Source organism: Xanthomonas sp. 1678 (assembly GCF_031455575.1).
GTDB lineage: Bacteria > Pseudomonadota > Gammaproteobacteria > Xanthomonadales > Xanthomonadaceae > Xanthomonas_A.
The window spans coordinates 322,153-342,065 of the sequence record NZ_JAVDSZ010000001.1; the positions used below are offsets into that span (position 1 = coordinate 322,153).

Here is a 19,913-nt window from a genome sequence, read left to right on the forward strand (position 1 = left end):
GGAGCGTTCCGGCAGGCGACGGTCGGTTCAGTGCAGTTCGGCTTCGGCTTCGATCTCGACCGGGATGCCGAATGGAAGCTCGGCCATGCCGACCGCGCTGCGCGCATGTTGGCCCAGTTCCGGCCCCCACAGCGCCAGCAGCAGGTCCGAGCAGCCGTTGATCACGTTCGGCAGGCGCTGGAAGCCGGGCGCGCAGCGGACCATGCCGAACACGCGCACCCAACGCTTGACGCGGTCCAGGCTGCCCAGGCTGCGTTCCAGGCTGGCCAGCATCGACAGCGCCGTCTGCCGCGCGGCGGCGTAGCCCTGCGCCTCGTCCAGGTCGTCGCCGATGCGGCCGCCGGCGGCCATGCTGCCGTCCGGGTGTTGCGGGCCGTGGCCGGAGATCAGCACGCGGGTGCCGATCACGTGCACCGGGGCGAACGGCAGGATCACCCCGTCGGGCACGCGCAGCGGCGGCGGCAACACCAGGCCGAGCGCACGCAGGCGCGCGCTCACGGTGTCGGAGGGGAGGACGTGCGGGGTCTGCATGGGATGGGGGATCGGGTTCATTGAAGGCTCTTGGGGGCCGGCGCGAACGGGGTCACGCCCAGGGCGCGATAGATCTCGGCGGGCAGGTACAGCTGGCGGTCCTTGACCACCAGCGAGGGCTGGCGGATCGCGGCGATGTCGGTGGTCGGATCGCCGGGCAGCAGCACGAAGTCGGCCTGCTTGCCCGGGTGCACGCTGCCGAGGCGATCGGTGCGGCCGAAATGTTGCTCGCTCTGCCAGGTGCCGGCGCTCAGCGCCTGCTGCGGGGTCAGCCCGGCGGCGACGTACAGCTCCAGTTCGCGGTGCACGGTGAAGCCGGTTGTGTCGTCGGTGCCGGGCAGCAGCACGGTGCCCTGCCGGTGCAGGCGGCCGATCAGTTGCAGGGTCTTGTCCAGCGCCTGGCGGTAGCGGGCGTCGGCCTGCGGGTTGAGGTCGGGCACGAAGGTGCGCTGGCGGTAGCGTTGGTAGGCGATCGGCATGTGCGACAGGTACGGCGCATCGGCCGGCAGCACGCTGCCGGCGCGGCTCAGCATCAGCCGCTCCAGGATCACCTCGGTGGTGTCCAGGGCGATGTCGCGCTGGCGCATCAGCTCCAGCGTGCGGCGCACCTGCGGCGCGTCCAGGTCGAGATCGGCCACACGCTGCATCGCGGTCAGCCGCAGCGGCGTGCGCGTGTCCTCTTCGGGGGCCAGCACCCAGCCGAGCATCAGCTGGTTGATGTGGGTGATCTCGTCGTAGCCGGCGGCGATCATCGCGTCGGCGTTGGTGAAGGCCGGGATGTGGCCGGTGACGCCCATGCCCAGCGCATGCGCGCGTTCGGCGATCGGCGCCACCCAGGCCGGGTTCATCGAGTTGTACAGCTTGATCTGCCAGTAGCCGTGGTCCTTGTACCAGGCGACGTCCTTCAGCGCCTCGTCGAGCGTGTCGACGACGAAGCCGTTGCGCGCCGAAAACGCGCTGCGGCCTTCGAGGAAGCCGTTGTACACGATGCGCGGGCCGGCGATCTCGCCGCGGTCGATGCGCGCGACGAGGTCGAGCAGGAACGCGTTGTCGTTGCCCATGTCGCGGGTGTTGGTGACGCCCGCGGCCAGGTACCACAGCCCCGAAGACAGGGTGCTGTGCGAATGCATGTCGTGCAGGCCGGGGATCACCGTGCCGCCATTGCCGTCGTAGACGCGGTCGCCGGGCGCCGGCCGCCATTGCGCGTCCATCGAGACGATGTGCCCGTCGGCGACGTGCAGGTTCACCGCGTCGCTGCGCAGCCCGTTGACCGGATCGAACACATGCACGTTGCGCAGCCACAGGTCGCGCTCCAGCGGATGCGCGAGCTGGCGCTGCAAGGCCTGCGCATGCGCGAACTGCTGCGCCTTCACCGCATCGGTCAGCTTCGCCACCTGCGCCTGGTAGCCCTCGCGGATCGCCACGGCGTCGTCGTCGAGGTCGGCCAGCAGGGCGTCGTCGGCATCGACGGCGAGGTAGTGCGGTTCCAGGTCCAGCCCGGACAGCCGCAGCAGCCGCGCCTGCAGCGGCGGCGCGCCGGCCTGGCCGTCTAGCGCCAGCGTGCCGACCAGTTCCAAGCGCATGCGGCCGCTGGGCAGCACGTCCAGGGCATGGTCGGGTGCGGCCAGCAAGGCCTTGGCGTAGGTCCACATCGCCCACGGGCTGCTGTCGTTGGTGATGTACAGCTTCGGTTGCGGCAGCTGCTTGCGTCCGCTGTCGGCCTGGCTGCTCCATTCGGCGACGCCGTCGCGCCACTGGTAGCGCTCGGCGACCTGGCCGCCCATCAGCGAGGTGCCGGCGACCGACCAGGCCAGCGGCAGCGCGTGCTCGCCGAGCACGATGGTCTCGTGGTGTTTGGGGCCGCGGCCGTTGTTGTCGACGTGGTAGTCGACCTCGTAGGTGTCGCCGTTGGCGGATGCCTTCAGGTAACCGACGTTCTCGCCGTTGGCGATCAGCACCAGCGATTGCGGCGGGGTCGCGGCGGGCGCGGCGTGGCCGGCGAACGCGCAGGCAGCGGCCAGGGCAGTGGCCAGCAGCAGGGTGCGGGTCATTTCAGGAAGTCCTTCAGCAGGGTGTGCAGCTGCGGCCGCAGCGCCTCTTCGGCGAACACGGCATGGCCGCCGGGCAGGATGCGGAAATCGATGCGCGCCGGATCCAAGCCGCTGTGGTGCAGCGCATACCAGGGCCCGAGCGCGGGCACGGCGAGGTCGTAATAGCCGTTGAGCGCCAGCACCCGGAAGCGGGGATTGGCCTGCGCCAGCCTTGCCAGGTTCGGCGTGGGATTGAAGCGCATCGCGCTGCCGACCGGGCGCGGGCCGGCGCCATCGTCGGCGGCGAAGCGCCAGGCCATGGCGATGTCGATGTCCAGGCTCACGTAGTCCTGCGGCAACACAGCGCCGAACAGGCCGTGCAGGTAGTCGGCCATCACCGCGGAGTTGATCCGGTTGCTGCGGCCGAGCCCAAGCGCCGGATCGTTGGCGGCCGAGGGCCGGCCGTTGTCATCCGCGTGTGGTGGCGGCAGCGGCGCGACGATGCGGCTGTCGAGCCGGCCCATCTGCTGGCCATCGGCGGCCAGCACGCCGAGCCGGAAGGTTTCGACATCCGGACGCAGGTCGGCCGCCAGCAGCGCTTGCGGCGGCAGGCCCAGCAGCGCGGCCAGGCGCGCGGCCATGCGATTGCGTGCGTCGGCCGGCAGCGCGCTGCCCTGCAACAGTGCCTGCGCGTAGTCGCCGAGCGCGAACGCCCGCGCCTGCGCATAGACCTGTTCGACCGGTTGCCCGGCCAGTTCGCCCTTGCCGTGGGCGGCGGCGGCGACGATCAGCGAGGGCAGGTCGAACACCGCGCGCAGATCGTTGCCGGCGCTGTCGTCGCTGCTGGTGGCATCGAGCAGCGGCGACACCAGCAGCACCCCGGCCGGACGCAGGTCGCCGATGTCTGCGGCGAGCAGCGCGAGACGGTAGCCGCCGTAGCTTTCGCCGGCGATGTACAGCGGCGCGCGTTCGCGCCGGTGGGTCTTGAGCCAGTGCCGGATCATCGCCGCCACCGCCTTGGCGTCGCCATGGTCGGACCAATAGCGCTCGCGTGCGGCGGCATCGGCAGGCGCCCGGCTGAAGCCGGTGCCGGGCGGATCGAGGAACACCAGGTCGGCGGCGTCGAGAATGCTGTGCGGATTGACGACCAGGGTCTGCCGCGTGCCGTTGCGCACGCGCAGCAGCGGGCCGAGGCCTTCGACCTGCAGCACCGACGATGCGCCAGGTCCACCATTGAAGGCGAACAGCACCGGGCGCGCGGCGGCGTCGGCGCGCTCGGCCAGATAGCCGATGGCGCTGATCGAGGCGTCCGGTTCGCCGTCGGCGCCGACCAGATCGAGCTGGTCGAAGCCGACCCGATAGCGTAGCCGCTGCTCGCCGATACGGGCCTGCTTCGGGCTGGACAGCAAGGTCGGGTGGGCGAGCGGCGCCGCGTCGTCGGCGGCCGCGGCGAACGGCAGCGCCACCGCCAGCAGCAGGGCCAGGCCATGCATCCAGTTCATCGGGACATTCCGCAACGGGGGCAAGGGCCGGCCGCCGTGCGGCGGCCGGCAGCGCACATCAATAGTCCCAGGCCAGGGTCAGGCCGACCGTGCGCGGCTGGATCAGCGTGGCGCCGAGCGTCGAGCTGGCCAGCGAACCGCGGCGGTTGGCGTTGATGTAGCCGACCTCGTCGGTGAGGTTGCGCACGTACAGCGTGGCGCTCCAGGCCTGGCCCTGCACGCCGGCGCTGAGGCCGAGCGTGGTGTAGCTGGGCAGGTGGATGCGCGGGATGCTGGCCGAGGTGGTGAACTCCATGTCGCGCGCGCCCATGTAGGCCACGTCGGCCCCGACGAAGCCTTCCAGGTCGTTGCCCAGCGCGACATAGCGCTTGAGCGAGGCCGAAGCGCTGTTGCGCGCCGAGTACGGCAGGCGATTGCCGTCCTTGCCGTAGGCGGAGGAACCCTCGGTGTAGCCGGGGATGTCCTCGGCCAGGGTGGCGTCGGTGTAGGCGTAGCTGGCGGTGAGTTTCCAGTCGGCCGACGGCACCCAGGTGGCGGACAGCTCCAGGCCCTGGCTGGTCGCCTTGCCGGCGTTGGTGGTGTAGCTGCTGCCCAGGGTCGGTTCGACCTGCGAGATCTGCAGGTCGCTCCAGTCGATGTAGAACAGCGCCGCGTCCAGGCTGAGCGAGCGGTCCAGCAGTTGCGTCTTCAGGCCCAGCTCGTAGCTCCACAGGCTGTCGGAGTCGTAGGAGAACGGGATGTTGGCCACCAGCGTGCCGTTGCTGCCGCCGGCGCGGTAGCCGGAGGCCACGCGCAGGTAGGCCATCAGCTCGTCGTTGAAGCGGTAGCGCGGCGAGAACAGGTAGGTGGTGGCGCTGTCCTTGTTGCTGTCGAAGCTCTGGTTCGGATCCTGCAGCAGGCCGCCGGTGTCGCTGTTCTCGCGCAGGCTGTTGCGCGCGTAGCGGGCGCCGAACTGGATGTCGAACTGCGGGGTGAAGTGGTAGGTGGCATCGGCGTACACGGCCTTTTCGCGGTAGCTGCTGTCGCCCAGCGAGACCAGCAGCGGGAAGTCGCGATAGATGGTGCCGCTGGTCTTGTCGGCGATGTAGAAGTTCTGCGTGCTCTTGGCTTCCTCGTCGCTGTAGAACGCGCCGGCCTGCCAGTCCAGCGCGCGTTCGCCCTGCGAGACCAGCCGCACTTCCTGGGTGGTGCGGTCGGTGTTGTAGCGGTTGTCGATCAGCGAGCTGGGGTTGTCGCTGTCCAGGCCGAAGAGGCCGGCGAACACCGGCGCGAGCCGGCCGATGCTGGTGTAGCCCACGTCCTGATAGGCGCGGCTGCGGTGCTGGGCGTAGCCGCTGATGCTGTCCAGCGTGGCCCAGCCCAGGTCCCAGCTGACCTTGGTGGTGTAGAAGCGCACCTGGCCCTTGAAGGTATCGCCGCCGCGGATGCGGTCGTGGCTGTACTGGCCGAACAGCGGATGCAGCTCGGGATCGGTGTCGACCACCGAGCTGGAGCCGGTCTCGGTGTCCTGGAACAGCGCCGAGGAGCGCACCGTCACCGTGTCGGTGACGTTCCACAGCGCCGAGACGCGGCCGCCGCGCACCTGGCTGTCGTTCTCGTCGCCGCCGTTGGTGTTGTGGATGAAGTCCGGGTCCTGGCGCTGGAACACGCTGAGCCGCAGCGCGAAGCGCTCGGAGAACGGCAGGTTCACCGAGGTGCGCGCGTTGTAGCCGGAGCCGCCGTGCGCGGCGCTGGAGCCGCCGGCCTCGACGTGGCCGAAGGTCGCGCCGGTGTCGGCATCGGCCATCACGTACTTGATCAGCCCGCCCATGCTGCTGGCGCCGTACAGCGTGCCCTGCGGGCCGCGCAGCACTTCGATCTGCTGCAGGTCGGACGGATCCAGGTCGGGAATCGCGCCGGTGCTGAGCGCCGAACCGTACGGCACGTCGTCGATGACGATGCCCGAGGTCGGGCGGCTGCCGAGGCCGGAGTCGGTGGCGATGCCGCGCAGCACGATGTTGCTGCTCATCGGCGACTGGATGTAGGACAGGCCGGGCAACTGGGCGAAGTAGTCGGCCAGCTTGTAGTTGCCTTCGCTGCTCATCTTCTCGGTGTTGAGCACCTGCACCGACATCGGCACGTCCTGCAGGCGCTCGCTGCGCTTCTGCGCGGTCACGGTGATGGTGTCCAGCTGCTTGGCGGCGGTGGCGCCGTCGTCCTGCTGGGCGAGGGCGATGGACGGCAACAGCAACAACGCGCTGGCCGGGCAGCACAGCACGCGCGAAATGACCTGGGAAAGACGGTTGCGGGCAACGGATGACATGGGCGGGACTCGCTGGCTGGCGTGGGCGGGGTGGGGTGGGTGGAGCGCGAACGGCGGGTGCTGCGGGAAGTGCGAACTGTCACCAGGTGCGGCGGACCATCTGGCGGATGTCCTGGGCGAGGTCGGCGGCGCTGCGCTCGACCGTGTACATCATGTGTCCGCCCTCGTAGTAGCGGGTGCGCACCTGGTCCATCGGCAAGCCGGACTGCGCGGCGAGATAGTCCATCGCGCCGATCGTGGTCTGGCTGTCGTAGTAGCCGTTGCCGACCAGCAGCCGGCAGCGCGGGTTGGAGACCAGCAGTTCGCGCAGCTGCCCGACCCACGGGTAGTCGCCGAACGGCGACTTGTTCGCGTCCCAGTCCCAGGCGTTGAAATCGCCGGAGGTCGGCAGCGCGGTGGAGTAGCGGCCGGCCTGCGCGGGTACCTTCAGTACCTGCCGGTAATAGCGTTCGGCCACGGCGTTGTAGTCGGGCATGCTGCGCGAGTTGCCCTGCGCATCGAGCAGGTAGCGGCCGTCGCTGGCCGACAGGATCTGCCCGGAGAACAGCTGCCGCGCGTAGGCGACCTTGGAGACCTTCAGGTCGGCCTTCAGCCAGGCCTGCGCCGGCAGGCCGGTGAAACCCTGCAGCGCCTGCGCCACCTCCTCGCGTTGCTGCGCGCTGGCGCGGTTGCCGAGGAACAGCGTGGTCAGATAACGGTCGCGGCCGTAGGCGGAGGCGTCGTCGACGAATTGCGCCAGGCTGCGGCCCTTGCGATCGACCTTGCCGTGGTACCAGCCGAGCGCGGCCAGGGTCGGCAGCGATACGGCGTAGCTGACGATGTTGTCGCGCCGCTGCGCGTATTCGAGGATGTTGGCGGCCTGGCCGAGCAGGACGATGCCGTCCACCGCGATGCCGGCAGCCTTCAGTTGCGTGGCCGCTTCCGGTGCGCGCAAGGTGCCGTAGCTCTCGCCCAGCAGGTACACCGGCGAGCCGCGGCGGCCGTGCCGGTCCAGCCACGCCGCCACCAGCTGCGCGAGCTGGCGCGCATCGGCGCGGGTGGAGAACTGGCTGGCCGGCGCCACGCCGTCGGCGACGCGGCTGTAGCCGGTGCTGGCCGGATCGAAGATGACGATGTCGGCTGCGTCCAGCGGCGAGTAGCGGTTGTCCACCAGCTTGAAGCCGGCGGCGTTGGCGTGCAGGTCGTCGGGCACGGCCAGCCGCTGCGGGCCGAGCAGGCCGAAATGCAGCGGCGTGCTGGCGGCGATCGGGCCGCCGTTGAAGGCGAAGATCAGCGGGCGGGCGCTGTCGGCGGACGTGGCGACGTAGGCGGTGGCGACCAGCCGCGCGGCCGGGCGCCCGTCGGCGCCACTGGTGGCGTAGGTCTCCACCGTCGCGGCGTAGTCGATGCGCTGGCCGTTGAACACGCCGCGGTGTTGCGTGGTCACCGGCGTCGGCAGCGTCACCTGGTCCAGCGTGGCCGGATCGACGAAGCCCAGCTCCGCGGCGTGCATGCTGCCGGCGGGCAATGCCGTCGCCAGGGCCAGTGCCAGCAGCGGCTGCAACAATCGGGTCTTCGGCGGCACGGGGCCGGGACGTGCGGTCGTGGAGCGCATGGGCTAGTCCGTGCTGGGAAGAGAGGAAGCGGCGGCGAGGAAGGCCTCGAATGCGCGGCGGCCCTGGGCACGGCTGGCGCGTTCGGAGTACCACATGTGCCCGCCCTGCAGGCACAGGGTGGTCACCCGCACGGCGTAGCGCGGGCCGGCGGCGCGGGCGGTCTCCACCGAGCTTTCGCAGGGCCAGCCGTCGTAGCGGCCGCGCAGGCTCAGCACGCGCAGCTGCGGGTCCTGGTCCATCGCCTTGCGCAGCGGCGCATCGGCGCCTTCGGGAACCTTCTGCGAGAAATCCCACAGTTGCGCCATCCAGTCGTCCGGCATGCCGGTCTTCGGGTCGGTGTAGCGCGGCGATGGATGGAAGGCGTTGCCGAACGGGCCGCGATACAGCAGGTCGCTCTCGAAGCCGAGCTGCTGGCGCAGATAGCGGTTGAACACGCGCGAGGTGCCGTTCATCAGGCCGGCCATCGGCTTCAGGCTCGGGTCGATCCCCGGCATCCAGGGAACGTCCTTGGCGCGACGCGGCGCGGTCATGCGCAGGTCGTAGCGGCCCAGTTCCAGGCCCTGCGCGGCCAGCAGGCGATCGGCGAAATCGGCGGTGGAAATAGTCAGTTGCTTGGCATCGATGTCCTGCTCGCGCAGGCCGCTGAAGCGCGCCAGCCCGGCCAGGATCCGGCGCCGCGATTGCGGCGTCTGCGTCGCGGGGGAGGCCAGGAACGGCAGGTAGTCCTGCTGCATCCACGCCTGCGCTTGGGCCACCGCCGCCGTTTCGTCGAGTGCTTGCAGCGCCGCGTCCAGGCGCCGGTGGTAGTGCGCCGCGGCGGTGAACTGCGGCAGGTTCAACGCGTCTTCCGGGTACGCCGCCGGCGGCGTGCCCAGGTCGAAGTCGTAGGACACCAGCACCACGCCGCGCACCGGCATGCCGCGCCGCTGCAGCGCCGCGGCGACCAGCATCGCGCGGGTCACGCCGTAGCTTTCGCCGGCCAGGTACAGCGGGCGGTCCCAGGCGTCGTGGCGGGTCAGGTAGACCCGGATCGCTTCGGCGATGGTTTCCGCATCGCCATGCGCGGTGTACAGCGTCGGCAGGTCCTTGGCCTCGACCGCGCGGCTGTAGCCGGTGCCCAGCGGATCGACGAACACCAGATCGCTGGCGCCCAGCCAGCTGTCGGCGTTGTCGACCAGCGGCCGCTCGCTCTGCGCCACGATCCAGTCCGGCAGGCGATCGGCGGTGTCCAGACGGCGCGGGCCGACACCCAGGTGCAGTTGCGCCGAGTTGGAGCCGGGGCCGCCGTTCCACAGGAAGGTCAGCGGCCGCGCGGCGCCGGCATTGGCCGCGGCGCTGTAGCCGACGAAGAACACCGACGCCATCAGCCGCCCGGTCGGATCGTCGTGGATCGGCAGCAGCCCGGCCTCGGCGGCGTAGCGGAGCGTGCCATGGCCTGCGACGGCGACGCTGCCGGCCGAATGCACCTGCACGTCGGCATGCACCGGCGCCGCCGCCGGCGCGCCGGCGACGGCGGCCAACCACAGCGCCGCCGCGGCCCCGAACGGGCGCAGCCAGGCAGTGGCGCGACAGCACGATCTGGCGGACGGCATGGACGTCGGCATGGCAGTTCGGTTTTCCCCTGGTGACGCGTGGTTGGGCGCCCGATGCATGGGCGGCGGCGGCCCCCCTGGCCGCGGCGCGATGTCGCTTCAACAGTTTGTTGATATAGAAAAATAATTTGTATGTCAAGGCCGCGTCACGATCCTGTGCGCCGGTCTGCGTCGATGCGCCGCTGTCTCGACGCCCGCGGGCGCAGCCGGCAAGATGGCCGGTGCGCATTCGCCAGGCTTTCCTCGGACGGACGATTCAATGGCAACAGCGAAAAAGGGCGCGGCGCCCGCCGCCAAGCGCAAGCGCGGCCAGGCGGCACCTGCGCAAGGACTGGGGGCGGGGGTGCAGGTGCGCGACCTGTTCGCGCTGCTCGAGCCGGTGGTGACCCTGCTCGGCGCGGTGATCGGCGAGAACATCGAGGTGGTGCTGCACGACCTGTCCGCGCCCGATGCGTCGGTGCGGGCGATCGCCAACGGCCATGTGTCCGGGCGCAATCTCGGCGACCCGATCCTCAGCGGCCCGCGCGAGGACGCCGGCTTCAGCGAGCTCTACCGCGACGTCGAGGGCACCGGCGCGATCAGCTGGTCGATCGTCGACGAGTACCAGACCACCAATGCCGCCGGCCGCCACCTGCGCTCGGCGACCTTGCTGTTCCGCGACGGCGCCGGCCAGCCGGTGGCCGCGCTGTGCCTCAATGCCGACATGACCGTGTTCGAGATGGCCCACGGCTGGCTGGAACAGATGCTGCACCGCAAGCCCAAGCCGCCGCGCAGCGAGGCGCCGGCCGGCGAGGTCGGCCTGGAGGCGATGATGCAGGAGATCATCGACGATGCGGTCAAGCGCTTCATGAAGCCGCCGGCGCTGATGAACAAGGAAGAGAAGATGTACGCGGTGGAGGCGATGATGCATCGCGGCCTGTTCCTGATCCGCAACAGCGTGGAGCAGGTGGCGGCGGCCCTGGGGGTCAGCCGCTTCACCATCTACAACTACATCGAGCAGATCAAGCAGAAGAAGGCGGCGGCGCGGTAGCGCAGGGGCCTGTCGGCCCCCTGCCGCGCGCGATGTCGCCGCTCGCCAGGGGCGTGTCGTCCGGCTGTTGCGCAGGTCCCGTCGACAGCGGCCCGCCTCTCCGTTACATCCCAATGACGGCGAGCCAGGGGCGTGTTCCGCGCGCGGCAGGCCGGCTGCGGCGATCCGTCGCACGCAGGTGCGGCAATGTGTCGCACACAAAAACACGCCCGTGCGCACGCTCGGCCTTGTCAATGGCTTTCGGAGATGCCGCACGGCAGCATAAAATGCGTGGTCGATCGCGCATGCCGGCCAGGATGCCGCAGGAAACGTGGAAAGGCCCGTCTGCGCCGCCCCCCGTTCGCCACTGCGCGGTCCGCATCCCCTACGCAATTGGATCGTTCGATGATTCCGTTGAAACAACTCCGGCGCTCGCTGCGCTCCGGTCTGTTGCTCCTGCCCGCGTTGCTGCTGGCCGGGTGCGACTCGGCCATCCTCAACCCCAAGGGACAGATCGGCCACGACGAAAAGACGTTGCTGATCACCTCGGTGGTGCTGATGCTGCTGGTGGTGATCCCGGTCATCGTGATGACCCTGGCCTTCGCCTGGCGCTATCGCGCGTCCAACACCAAGGCCCGCTACGAGCCGAATTGGTCGCACTCCACCGCGATCGAGGTGGTGGTGTGGTCGATCCCGTGCATGATCATCCTGGTGCTGGCGGTGCTGACCTGGCGCTCCTCGCACGCGCTGGACCCGTACAAGCCGCTGGAGTCGGACGTCAAGCCGATCACCATCGAGGCGGTGGCGCTGGACTGGAAGTGGATGTTCATCTATCCGGAGCAGGGCATCGCCACGGTCAACGAGATCGCGTTCCCGGTGGATACGCCGCTGAACTTCAAGATCACCTCCGACACGGTGATGAACTCGTTCTTCATCCCGCACCTGGGCACGCAGATCTACGCGATGGCCGGCATGGAGACCAAGCTGCACCTGATCGCCAACGAGCCGGGCGACTACTTCGGCCTGTCGGCGAACTACAGCGGCCATGGCTTCTCGAAGATGGCCTTCACCGCGCACGCCACCGACCAGGCCGGCTTCGATGCCTGGGTGGCCAAGGTCAAGGCCGCGCCGAAGGCGCTGGACCAGGCCGAGTTCCAGGTCCTGGCGGCGAACCGCAACGACAAGGCGCAGTACCCGGTGACCTACTACTCGTCGGTGCAGGACGGCATGTTCAAGTCGTTGGTCGACAAATACATGATGGGCAAGGGCCACCACATGCAAGGCCACGACGACCATCCGGCATCGGCTGCTGAGCCGGTCGCCATGTGCACTTCTGGAGACAAGTGATGCTAGGCAAACTCACGCTCGAGGCGATTCCGTACCACGAGCCGATCGTCATGGGCGCGCTGGCCGGCGCCGGCCTGATCGGCCTGCTGATCATGGCGGCGATCACCAAGTACAAGAAGTGGGGCTACCTGTGGCACGAGTGGCTGACCTCGGTCGACCACAAGCGCATCGGCGTGATGTACATCGTCGTGGCGCTGGTGATGCTGCTGCGCGGCTTCGCCGACGCGGCGATGATGCGCACCCAGCAGGCCATCGCGCACGGCGGCAGCGAGGGCATCCTGCCGCCGCACCACTACGACCAGATCTTCACCGCGCACGGCGTGATCATGATCTTCTTCATGGCCATGCCGTTCATGACCGGCCTGCTGAACCTGATCGTGCCGCTGCAGATCGGCGCGCGCGACGTGGCGTTCCCGTTCCTGAACTCGCTGAGCTTCTGGCTGTTCGTGGCCGGCGCGGCGCTGATCAACATCTCGCTGGGCGTGGGCGAGTTCGCGCAGACCGGCTGGCTGGCGTATCCGCCGTTGTCGGGGCTCGAATACAGTCCCGGGGTGGGCGTCGACTACTACATCTGGGCGCTACAGATATCCGGCCTGGGCACCTTGCTGACCGGCATCAACTTCTTCGTGACGATCATGCGCATGCGCACGCCGGGCATGACCCTGATGCGCATGCCGATCTTCACCTGGACCGCGCTGATCACCAACATCCTGATCATCGCCGCGTTCCCGATCCTGACCGTGGCGCTGGCGCTGCTGGGCGCCGACCGCTACCTGGGCACGCACTTCTTCACCAACGACGGTGGCGGCAACGCCATGATGTACGTCAACCTGATCTGGATCTGGGGCCATCCGGAGGTCTACATCCTGATCCTGCCGGCGTTCGGCATCTTCTCCGAGCTGATCGCCACGTACAGCCGCAAGCGCCTGTTCGGCTACACCTCGATGGTCTACGCCACCTCGTGCATCGGCGTGCTGTCGTTCATCGTGTGGCTGCACCACTTCTTCACCATGGGCTCGGGCGCCAACGTCAACGCGTTCTTCGGCATCACCACGATGATCATCTCCATCCCCACCGGGGTGAAGATCTTCAACTGGCTGTTCACCATGTTCCGCGGCCGCGTGCACATGACCTCGCCGGTGCTGTGGACGATCGGCTTCATCATCACCTTCACCATCGGCGGCATGACCGGGGTGATGCTGGCGATCCCGGCGGTGGACTTCGTGCTGCATAACAGCCTGTTCCTGATCGCGCACTTCCACAACGTGATCATCGGCGGCGTGGTGTTCGGCTACCTGGCCGGTCTGACCTACTGGTTCCCGAAGGCGTTCGGCTTCAAGCTCAACGAGACGCTGGGCAAGGCCTCGTTCTGGTGCTGGATCATCGGCTTCTTCGTCGCCTTCATGCCGCTGTACGTGCTCGGCTTCATGGGCATGACCCGGCGCATGAACAGCTACAACCACCCGGAGTGGGCGCCGTGGCTGATGGTGGCCGCGGTGGGTGCGGCGATCATCGGCATCGGCATCTTCCTGAACCTGGTGCAGATCGGCTACAGCATCTGGAAGCGCAAGGACAACCTGGACCTGACCGGCGACCCGTGGGACGGCCGTACGCTGGAGTGGGCCACGTCCTCGCCGCCGCCGTTCTACAACTTCGCCGTGCTGCCGCACGTCGACGACCGCGACCAGTTCTGGGAAGACAAGCTCAAGGGCAAGGGCTGGCCGCGTCCGGCCAAGTACGAAGCGATCCACATGCCGCGCAACACCGCGGCCGGGTTCTGGATCGGCGCGTTCAGCGTGGTCCTGGGTTTCGGCCTGATCTGGCACATCTGGTGGATGGCGATCATCGGCCTGGTCGGCATGATCGGCAGCTTCATCGCGCGTTCGTTCGACGACGACGTCGACTACTGGGTCCCGGCGGAGGAAGTGGAGCGCATCGAGAACGCGCGTTTCGCCCTGCTGGAGCAGCAACAGGCGGCGCATGCCGCAAAGGCGGTCTGAACCATGTCCACCACGACCATTGAGAACCACGCCGTCCACGCGGACGGCCACGACGACCACGCGCACCACGACAGCGGCGGCAACACCGTGTTCGGGTTCTGGGTCTACCTGATGAGCGACTGCCTCATCTTCGCCGGCCTGTTCGCGACCTACGCGGTGCTGGCCGGCGCGACGGTGGACGGCCCGACCGCCAAGGAACTGTTCGACCTGAAGTTCGTGCTGGTGGAAACCTTCCTGCTGCTGTTCAGCAGCCTGAGCTTCGGCCTGGCGATGATCTCCGCGCACAAGCGCAACCTGGGCGGCCTGTACGGCTGGCTGGCGGTCACCGCCGCGCTCGGCCTGGGCTTCCTGGGCATGGAAATCTACGAGTTCCACCACCTGATCCACGAAGGTGCCGGTCCCGGCCGCAGCGCGTTCCTGTCCGCGTTCTTCACCCTGGTCGGCACCCACGGCCTGCACGTGGCCTCGGGCCTGCTGTGGATGGCGGTGCTGGTGATCCAGATCGCCAAGAACGGCCTGACCCCGCGCAACGCCACGCGCCTGGCGTGCCTGAGCCTGTTCTGGCACTTCCTGGACGTGATCTGGATCGGCGTGTTCACCATCGTCTACCTGCTGGGAGCGCTGTAATGGCCAACCACCATTCTTCCGACGCACACGCCGAGGCCTCGCACGGCGGCGGCCTGAAGTCGTACCTGATCGGCTTCGTGATGGCGGTGATCCTCACCGTGATCCCGTTCGGCATGGTCATGAGCGGCGCGTTCCCGAAGGGCGTGACCGTCATCGTCATCGCGGTGCTGGCCGCGGTGCAGATGCTGGTGCACCTGATCTACTTCCTGCACATGGACCGCTCCGCCGAGCAGCGCTCCAACGTGCACGTGGGCCTGTTCTCGCTGCTGATCATCGGCATCGTGGTGATCGGCTCGCTGTGGGTCATGCACAACCTCAACGTCAACATGATGCATTGAGGCAGGGCGCGGTCTGCCGCGCCCGAGAGAGAGGCCGCCTTCGGGCGGCCTTTTTCGTTTGCGCTCGCGATTGGCGCGGATGCCGCCGAGGTGGCAGATCGTCGTTGCCTGGTTTCTGGTGCCGCTGTCAGCCGTTGGAGCGGATCAAGGCGATGCAGATGGGCGCAAGGGTGAGTATCCCGCCAGTCTGACTTGCCGCGCGGGCCAGGATCCGGCCGCGTTGACAGGTTGGGTCGCTATTCGTAACATTTGAAGTTACATGAGTCGCATCCTGCGATGTCGCTCGATCCGCTCCACGTCCGAGGGCTTCATGCCGATGCTCCTGCTTTGCCACGCTGGCGTCGCCTGCGGCATGCGACCGCTGCCTCCTTTGCCGTTCCGCCTGAACGCAACGGACGCGGCAGTAGCACATCGCGCTGCGTTGTTCGGAGCACACCCATGATGCAGCACACGCCATCCCCGTTCGCCGACCCGGCTGCCGTCGCTTCCTATGCGGCGGACGCGCTGCGCAGGGTACCGGGCCTGGCCGACCTGCATCGCATGGCGACGCTGCTGCTCGACGAGTACGCGGCCGGCGCGGCCCACATCCTCGTGGTCGGCGCCGGCGGCGGGCTGGAACTGAAGGCCATGGCCGAGGCGCGGCCGCACTGGCGCTTCACCGGCGTCGATCCGGCGCCGCCCATGCTCGAGCTGGCGCGGCAGGCGGTCTTGCCTTTCGCCGGGCGCGTCGATCTGCGCGCAGGGACGATCGACCAGGCGCCGGCCGGCCCGTTCGACGGCGCGACCTGCCTGCTCACCCTGCATTTTCTCGATCGAAGCGAGCGGCTGCGCACGCTGCGGGAAATTCGCCGCCGTCTCGTCCCGGGCGCACGCATCGTGCTGGCGCAGCATGCGCCGCCCGGCGACGACCGTGCGCGCTGGATGGCGCGCTCGGCGGCCTTCGGCGATCGCACCGACGCGGGACCCGCCAAGGCGATGGCCACCGCCGCGATGCTGCTCGAACGCCTGCCGCTGCTGACGCCGGCCGAGGAGGAAGCGCTGCTGCGCGAAGCCGGCTTCGTGGATGTCGCCCTGTTCTATGCCGCCTTTTCGTTTCGCGGGTGGGTCGCGAACGTCCCGGCATGAAGAGTAGGTAAGCCGGCACACGGACGAAACTGCCGCCGGCCCCTGGCACGAGCAAACACTCGCGAAGGCCACCTGCGGGTGGCTTTCCTGTTGCGCACCTGCCCGCATTCGTTCGCGAGCCTGCGGCGCCGAGGCCGGCGTCGATCGCGCAACATCGATCATAGTCATAGGCTTCAGTTCGCTGGAGCGGGTGCGATGAACCGGGAGAGGATCTCGGCCGTCGCATCCCACAGTTGTCGCCGCGCAGCGTCGTTGTTCGCCGGTCCCCACGGAACCAGCGGGTGCGCATTCGCCGTCACGTAGGCGCCGGTCTGGCTGCCGAACACCGAGTCGACCGCAAGCCGCACGATGCCGTCGGCGCCGCGCTGCGGGTTGCCGATGTCCAGCCCCTGCAGCAGCCGGGCGAGGGGACGCGCGAAGCCCAGTTCCCGGCCGAGGCCGGTGACGTTGAAGCCGGGGCACAGGCAGTTGGCCGAAACCCCGCTGCCGCCGAGCCGGCGCGCCAGTTCCAGCGAAAACATGATGTCCAGCAGCTTGCTGCGGCCGTAGATCCGCGACGATCCGCGCGCGCTGAAAGGGGCGACATCGCGCAGGTCGTCTGCGATGGCCAGGCCTCCGCTTTGGCGCGAGGCTTGCGAGCCGACGGTGACGATGCGCGACGGAGCGGAACGGAGCAGCGTCGCCTGCAGGACATGGGTCAGCAGCCACGGGGCGAAGTAGTTGACCGCGATCATTTCCGCGTAGCCGTCCGTGCTGACGCGCTGTCGGAAGGCATGCAGGCCGGCGTTGTTGATCAGCACGTCGATGCGCGGATGCTGCCTGGCGATGGCCCGGCCGGTCGCGGCGACCGCCGAAAGGTCCGAAAAATCCACATAATGCACATCGATCCGCGTGGCCGGAGCGGCGACCAGGATGGCGGCGCGGGTCTGGTCCGCCTTGGTCTGGCTGCGCGCGGTGAGCACCAGGCGTGCCCCGCGGCGCGCCAGCGCCAGGGCCGCCAGCTGGCCGATGCCGTCGGTCGCGCCGGTGATGAGGATGGTGGGAGGAGTGGGCATGGCGCAGGCAGTGATTTAGTTGATATATATCAACTAAATCACGAATGCCGCGCGCTGTCCATGCGTACTTTGGAGACAGGCGGAGAACACATGGGCAGACGTCGTGCGGCACTTGTCGGGAAACTGGGTAGCGAACTGGGTGCCTTGCTGGCGGCGTCGCGCGCGGTCATGGCCGCGTCGGCCGCGCGTTTCCACCCCGATCTGCAGCCTGCCGCGTATCAGGTCGCCGCCGCGCTCGCGCGCCATGGCCCCAGCAAGACCGGGCACCTGGCCGAGACGCTCGGCATGGACAAGAGCGCCGTCAGCAGGCTGGCGAAGTCGCTGATCGAGCAGCGGTTGGTGGAGGCTGCGGCCGATCCCGACGACGGACGGGGAACCGTATACCGCCTGACCGATGCCGGCAGCCGGCGCCTGCAGGCCGCCGATGCGGTCAAGACCGAGGCCTTCCTCGCGCGCCTGGCGCATTGGGACGCCGCCGAACTGGCGCAGCTGGTCGGCCTGCTCAGGAAGTTCAATCGCCCTTGAAGCGCCGCCGAGCGCGCGCGAGGGAACCGCTGATTTGCCGCCGCGTGTCCGAGGCGGCGTCTGCGGGCGGCTCGGGATGGTCTGTGCCCTTGTCCGCAGCGCGTGATCCGCATGCGGAGGGATCGCCGGCTGCTGGCAGCACCGGCGTGGCGCTACGTGCTGCGGTAGCTGGCCGCTCCCGGCGCTGAAACATGCACCGCTTCTGCAGGGCGCGCAGGCATCGGCGCGCCCGGCGCCGGAGCATGACCAATGGCATAGAGCGCTGCGGCGTGGTGGGCATAGCATCGACGTTTGCTCGCTCGCCGTATCCCCCACTGGAGACCCCATGAACAAGTCCACCGCCTGGATGGCGCCGTTGTTGCTGGTCGCCGCCTTCCAGGCCACGGCACAGACCGCGCCGCCGCAGGACGTGCCGTTCGCCGGCACGCTGAAGATCGATGTCGACGCGACCGACCTGGCGCGCCGCATCTTCCGCGTGCGCACCACGATCCCGGCCACGCCCGGGCCGATGACCCTGCTGTATCCGCAGTGGATTCCCGGCAACCATTCGCCGACCGGGCCGATCGACAAGCTGGCCGGGCTGGTGGTCAAGGCCAACGGCCAGGTGCTGCCGTGGACGCGCGACCAGTTCGACGTGTTCGCGTTCAAGGTCGAGGTGCCGCAAGGCGCGAGCGAGATCGTCGCCGAGTACCAGTTCCTGTCCTCGCAGGGCGACGGCCAGGGCCGGGTGATGATGACCCCAGAGATGCTCAACCTGCAGTGGAACACCGCCGCGCTGTATCCGGCCGGCTACTACGCGCGCAACATCAAGGCCCAGGCCAGCGTGACCTTGCCGCCGGGCTGGAGCTACGCCACCGCGCTGGAGACCGCCGGCCGGGTCGGCGACACGGTGACGTTCAAGCCGATCGATTTCGACGACCTGGTCGATTCGCCGATGTTCGCGGGCAAGTACTACAAGCGCGTCGCGCTGGATGCCGGCGGCAAGGCGCCGGTGTATTTGAACGTGTTCGCCGACGAGGCCAAGTCGCTGGAGGCCAAGCCCGAGCAGATCAAGGCGCATGCGGCGCTGGTGCAGCAGATGGACAAGCTGTACGGCGCGCGCCATTTCGACCACTACGAGTTCCTGCTGGCGTTGACCGAGAAGCTCGGCGGCATCGGCCTGGAGCATCACCGTTCCAGCGAGAACAGCGGCCCGCCCAACTACTTCACCGAGTGGGACAAGAGCTGGGCGGGACGCGACCTGCTCGCGCACGAGTTCAATCATTCCTGGAACGGCAAGTACCGCCGCGGCGCCGACCTGGCCACGCCGAGCTTCAACGTGCCGATGGGCGACAGCCTGCTGTGGCTGTACGAAGGCCAGACCCAGTTCTTCGGCGAAGTGCTGGCCGCGCGTTCGGGTCTGTGGACCCAGGTACAGGCGCGCGACATGCTCGCCGAGGTCGCCGCGACCTACCAGCGCGGCCGCCCCGGCATGGTCTGGCGCACGCTGCAGGACACCACCAACGATCCGACCATGTCGATGCGCCGGCCGCGGGCCTACCGCAGCTACCAGATGAGCGAGGACTACTATTCCGGCGGGCAGATGCTGTGGCTGGAGACCGATGCCAAGCTGCGCGAGCTCAGCGGCAACAAGCGTTCGATCGACGACTTCGCCAAGGCCTTCTTCGGCATGCACGACGGCGCCTGGGACGTGAATCCCTACACCTTCGACGACATCGTCGCCACGCTCGACGGCGTCGCCAAGTACGACTGGGCGAGCTTCCTGCGCAGCCGCGTCGACGGCCACGGGCCGCTGGTCGGCGGCATCGAGGCCAGCGGCTGGAAGCTGGTCTACAGCGACCAGCCGAACGAGGCGATCAAGGCCTACGAGGCGACCAAGAAGGGCGTCGGCCTGACCTATTCGCTGGGCCTGAGCCTGGACGACAAGGGCGCGGTGCAGGACGTGCTGTGGGACGGCGCGGCGTTCGCCGCCGGCATCATCGCCGGCAACAGCATCGTCGCGGTCAACGGTCGCGAATACAGCGCCGACGTCATCAAGGACGCGATCACCGCGGCGAAGGGCGGCACCGCGCCGATCGAACTGCTGGTCAAGCGCGGCAACCGCTACGACACGCTGCGCATCGACTACCACGGCGGCCTGCAGTATCCGCACCTGGAGCGCATCGCCGGCAAGCCGGACCAGCTGAGCGAGCTGTACAAGGCGCGTTGAGCCGTCGTGGCTGCAGCGGCTGCGCGCGATCGCAACGCGCAGCCGCCGCTCAAACGTGGCGAGAAAAAAAGCGCTGATGTGCGCGCACTGCTTTTTTTGTAGGAGCGGCTTCAGCCGCGACAGGCA

15 protein-coding genes are annotated in these 19,913 nt (G+C 68.6%); 8 read left to right on the forward strand and 7 right to left on the reverse strand.

Annotated elements, in window-relative coordinates:
- Positions 1–27: 27 nt before the first annotated feature.
- From J2Y70_RS01540 to J2Y70_RS01565, 6 genes are all read right to left on the reverse strand, one after another.
- Positions 28–552 (reverse strand): RidA family protein, encoded by a 525-nt coding sequence (locus tag J2Y70_RS01540; RefSeq protein WP_309912543.1) that lies wholly within the window; start codon positions 550–552, stop codon positions 28–30.
- Positions 549–2,582, reverse strand: a complete 2,034-nt coding sequence (locus J2Y70_RS01545; RefSeq protein WP_309912544.1) for an amidohydrolase family protein — start codon at positions 2,580–2,582, stop codon at positions 549–551. Before J2Y70_RS01545 ends, J2Y70_RS01540 begins: the two co-directional genes overlap by 4 nt.
- On the reverse strand, positions 2,579–4,063 hold the full coding sequence (locus J2Y70_RS01550) for a hypothetical protein (protein ID WP_309912547.1): 1,485 nt from the start codon (positions 4,061–4,063) through the stop codon (positions 2,579–2,581). Before J2Y70_RS01550 ends, J2Y70_RS01545 begins: the two co-directional genes overlap by 4 nt.
- A 58-nt stretch (positions 4,064–4,121) precedes the next feature.
- On the reverse strand, positions 4,122–6,365 hold the full coding sequence (locus tag J2Y70_RS01555) for a TonB-dependent receptor (RefSeq protein WP_309912549.1): 2,244 nt from the start codon (positions 6,363–6,365) through the stop codon (positions 4,122–4,124).
- Between the two features lie 79 nt (positions 6,366–6,444).
- Entirely contained in the window at positions 6,445–7,959 is a 1,515-nt protein-coding gene (locus J2Y70_RS01560; protein WP_309912551.1) for a thioesterase domain-containing protein, read from the reverse strand.
- A 3-nt stretch (positions 7,960–7,962) separates the two neighbouring features.
- The gene (locus tag J2Y70_RS01565; RefSeq protein WP_309912553.1) at positions 7,963–9,552 is read right to left on the reverse strand and encodes a hypothetical protein; all 1,590 of its coding nucleotides are present in this window, start codon (positions 9,550–9,552) and stop codon (positions 7,963–7,965) included.
- A gap of 259 nt (positions 9,553–9,811) precedes the next feature.
- On the opposite strand from J2Y70_RS01565, the gene J2Y70_RS01570 reads away from it, so the two are divergent.
- The 6 genes from J2Y70_RS01570 to J2Y70_RS01595 all read left to right on the forward strand — a co-directional run bounded on the left by J2Y70_RS01570 (position 9,812) and on the right by J2Y70_RS01595 (position 15,998).
- Positions 9,812–10,582 carry a PAS domain-containing protein gene (locus J2Y70_RS01570; protein ID WP_309912555.1) on the forward strand — a complete coding sequence of 257 codons (771 nt, stop codon included), beginning with the start codon at positions 9,812–9,814 and terminating at the stop codon, positions 10,580–10,582.
- A 384-nt stretch (positions 10,583–10,966) separates the two neighbouring features.
- Complete coding sequence (cyoA, locus tag J2Y70_RS01575; protein WP_309912557.1) at positions 10,967–11,908, forward strand: ubiquinol oxidase subunit II; 942 nt, start codon at positions 10,967–10,969, stop codon at positions 11,906–11,908.
- Complete coding sequence (gene cyoB, locus J2Y70_RS01580) at positions 11,908–13,908, forward strand: cytochrome o ubiquinol oxidase subunit I (RefSeq protein ID WP_309912559.1); 2,001 nt, start codon at positions 11,908–11,910, stop codon at positions 13,906–13,908. The genes cyoA and cyoB overlap by 1 nt, the downstream gene beginning before the upstream one ends.
- Before the next feature lie 3 nt (positions 13,909–13,911).
- Positions 13,912–14,535 carry a cytochrome o ubiquinol oxidase subunit III gene (cyoC, locus tag J2Y70_RS01585; RefSeq protein WP_309912561.1) on the forward strand — a complete coding sequence of 208 codons (624 nt, stop codon included), beginning with the start codon at positions 13,912–13,914 and terminating at the stop codon, positions 14,533–14,535.
- The gene (gene cyoD / locus J2Y70_RS01590; RefSeq protein ID WP_263397652.1) at positions 14,535–14,873 is read left to right on the forward strand and encodes a cytochrome o ubiquinol oxidase subunit IV; all 339 of its coding nucleotides are present in this window, start codon (positions 14,535–14,537) and stop codon (positions 14,871–14,873) included. The genes cyoC and cyoD overlap by 1 nt, the downstream gene beginning before the upstream one ends.
- A 438-nt stretch (positions 14,874–15,311) precedes the next feature.
- Entirely contained in the window at positions 15,312–15,998 is a 687-nt protein-coding gene (locus J2Y70_RS01595) for a class I SAM-dependent methyltransferase (RefSeq protein ID WP_309912563.1), read from the forward strand.
- Between the two features lie 173 nt (positions 15,999–16,171).
- Here J2Y70_RS01595 and J2Y70_RS01600 read toward each other — a convergent pair whose 3' ends face one another.
- Positions 16,172–17,053 carry an SDR family NAD(P)-dependent oxidoreductase gene (locus tag J2Y70_RS01600; protein ID WP_309912565.1) on the reverse strand — a complete coding sequence of 294 codons (882 nt, stop codon included), beginning with the start codon at positions 17,051–17,053 and terminating at the stop codon, positions 16,172–16,174.
- A gap of 60 nt (positions 17,054–17,113) precedes the next feature.
- On the opposite strand from J2Y70_RS01600, the gene J2Y70_RS01605 reads away from it, so the two are divergent.
- Entirely contained in the window at positions 17,114–17,578 is a 465-nt protein-coding gene (locus J2Y70_RS01605) for a MarR family transcriptional regulator (RefSeq protein ID WP_309912567.1), read from the forward strand.
- Positions 17,579–17,903: 325 nt separating this feature from the next.
- Complete coding sequence (locus J2Y70_RS01610; RefSeq protein ID WP_309912569.1) at positions 17,904–19,787, forward strand: tetratricopeptide repeat protein; 1,884 nt, start codon at positions 17,904–17,906, stop codon at positions 19,785–19,787.
- Positions 19,788–19,913 lie beyond the last annotated feature (126 nt).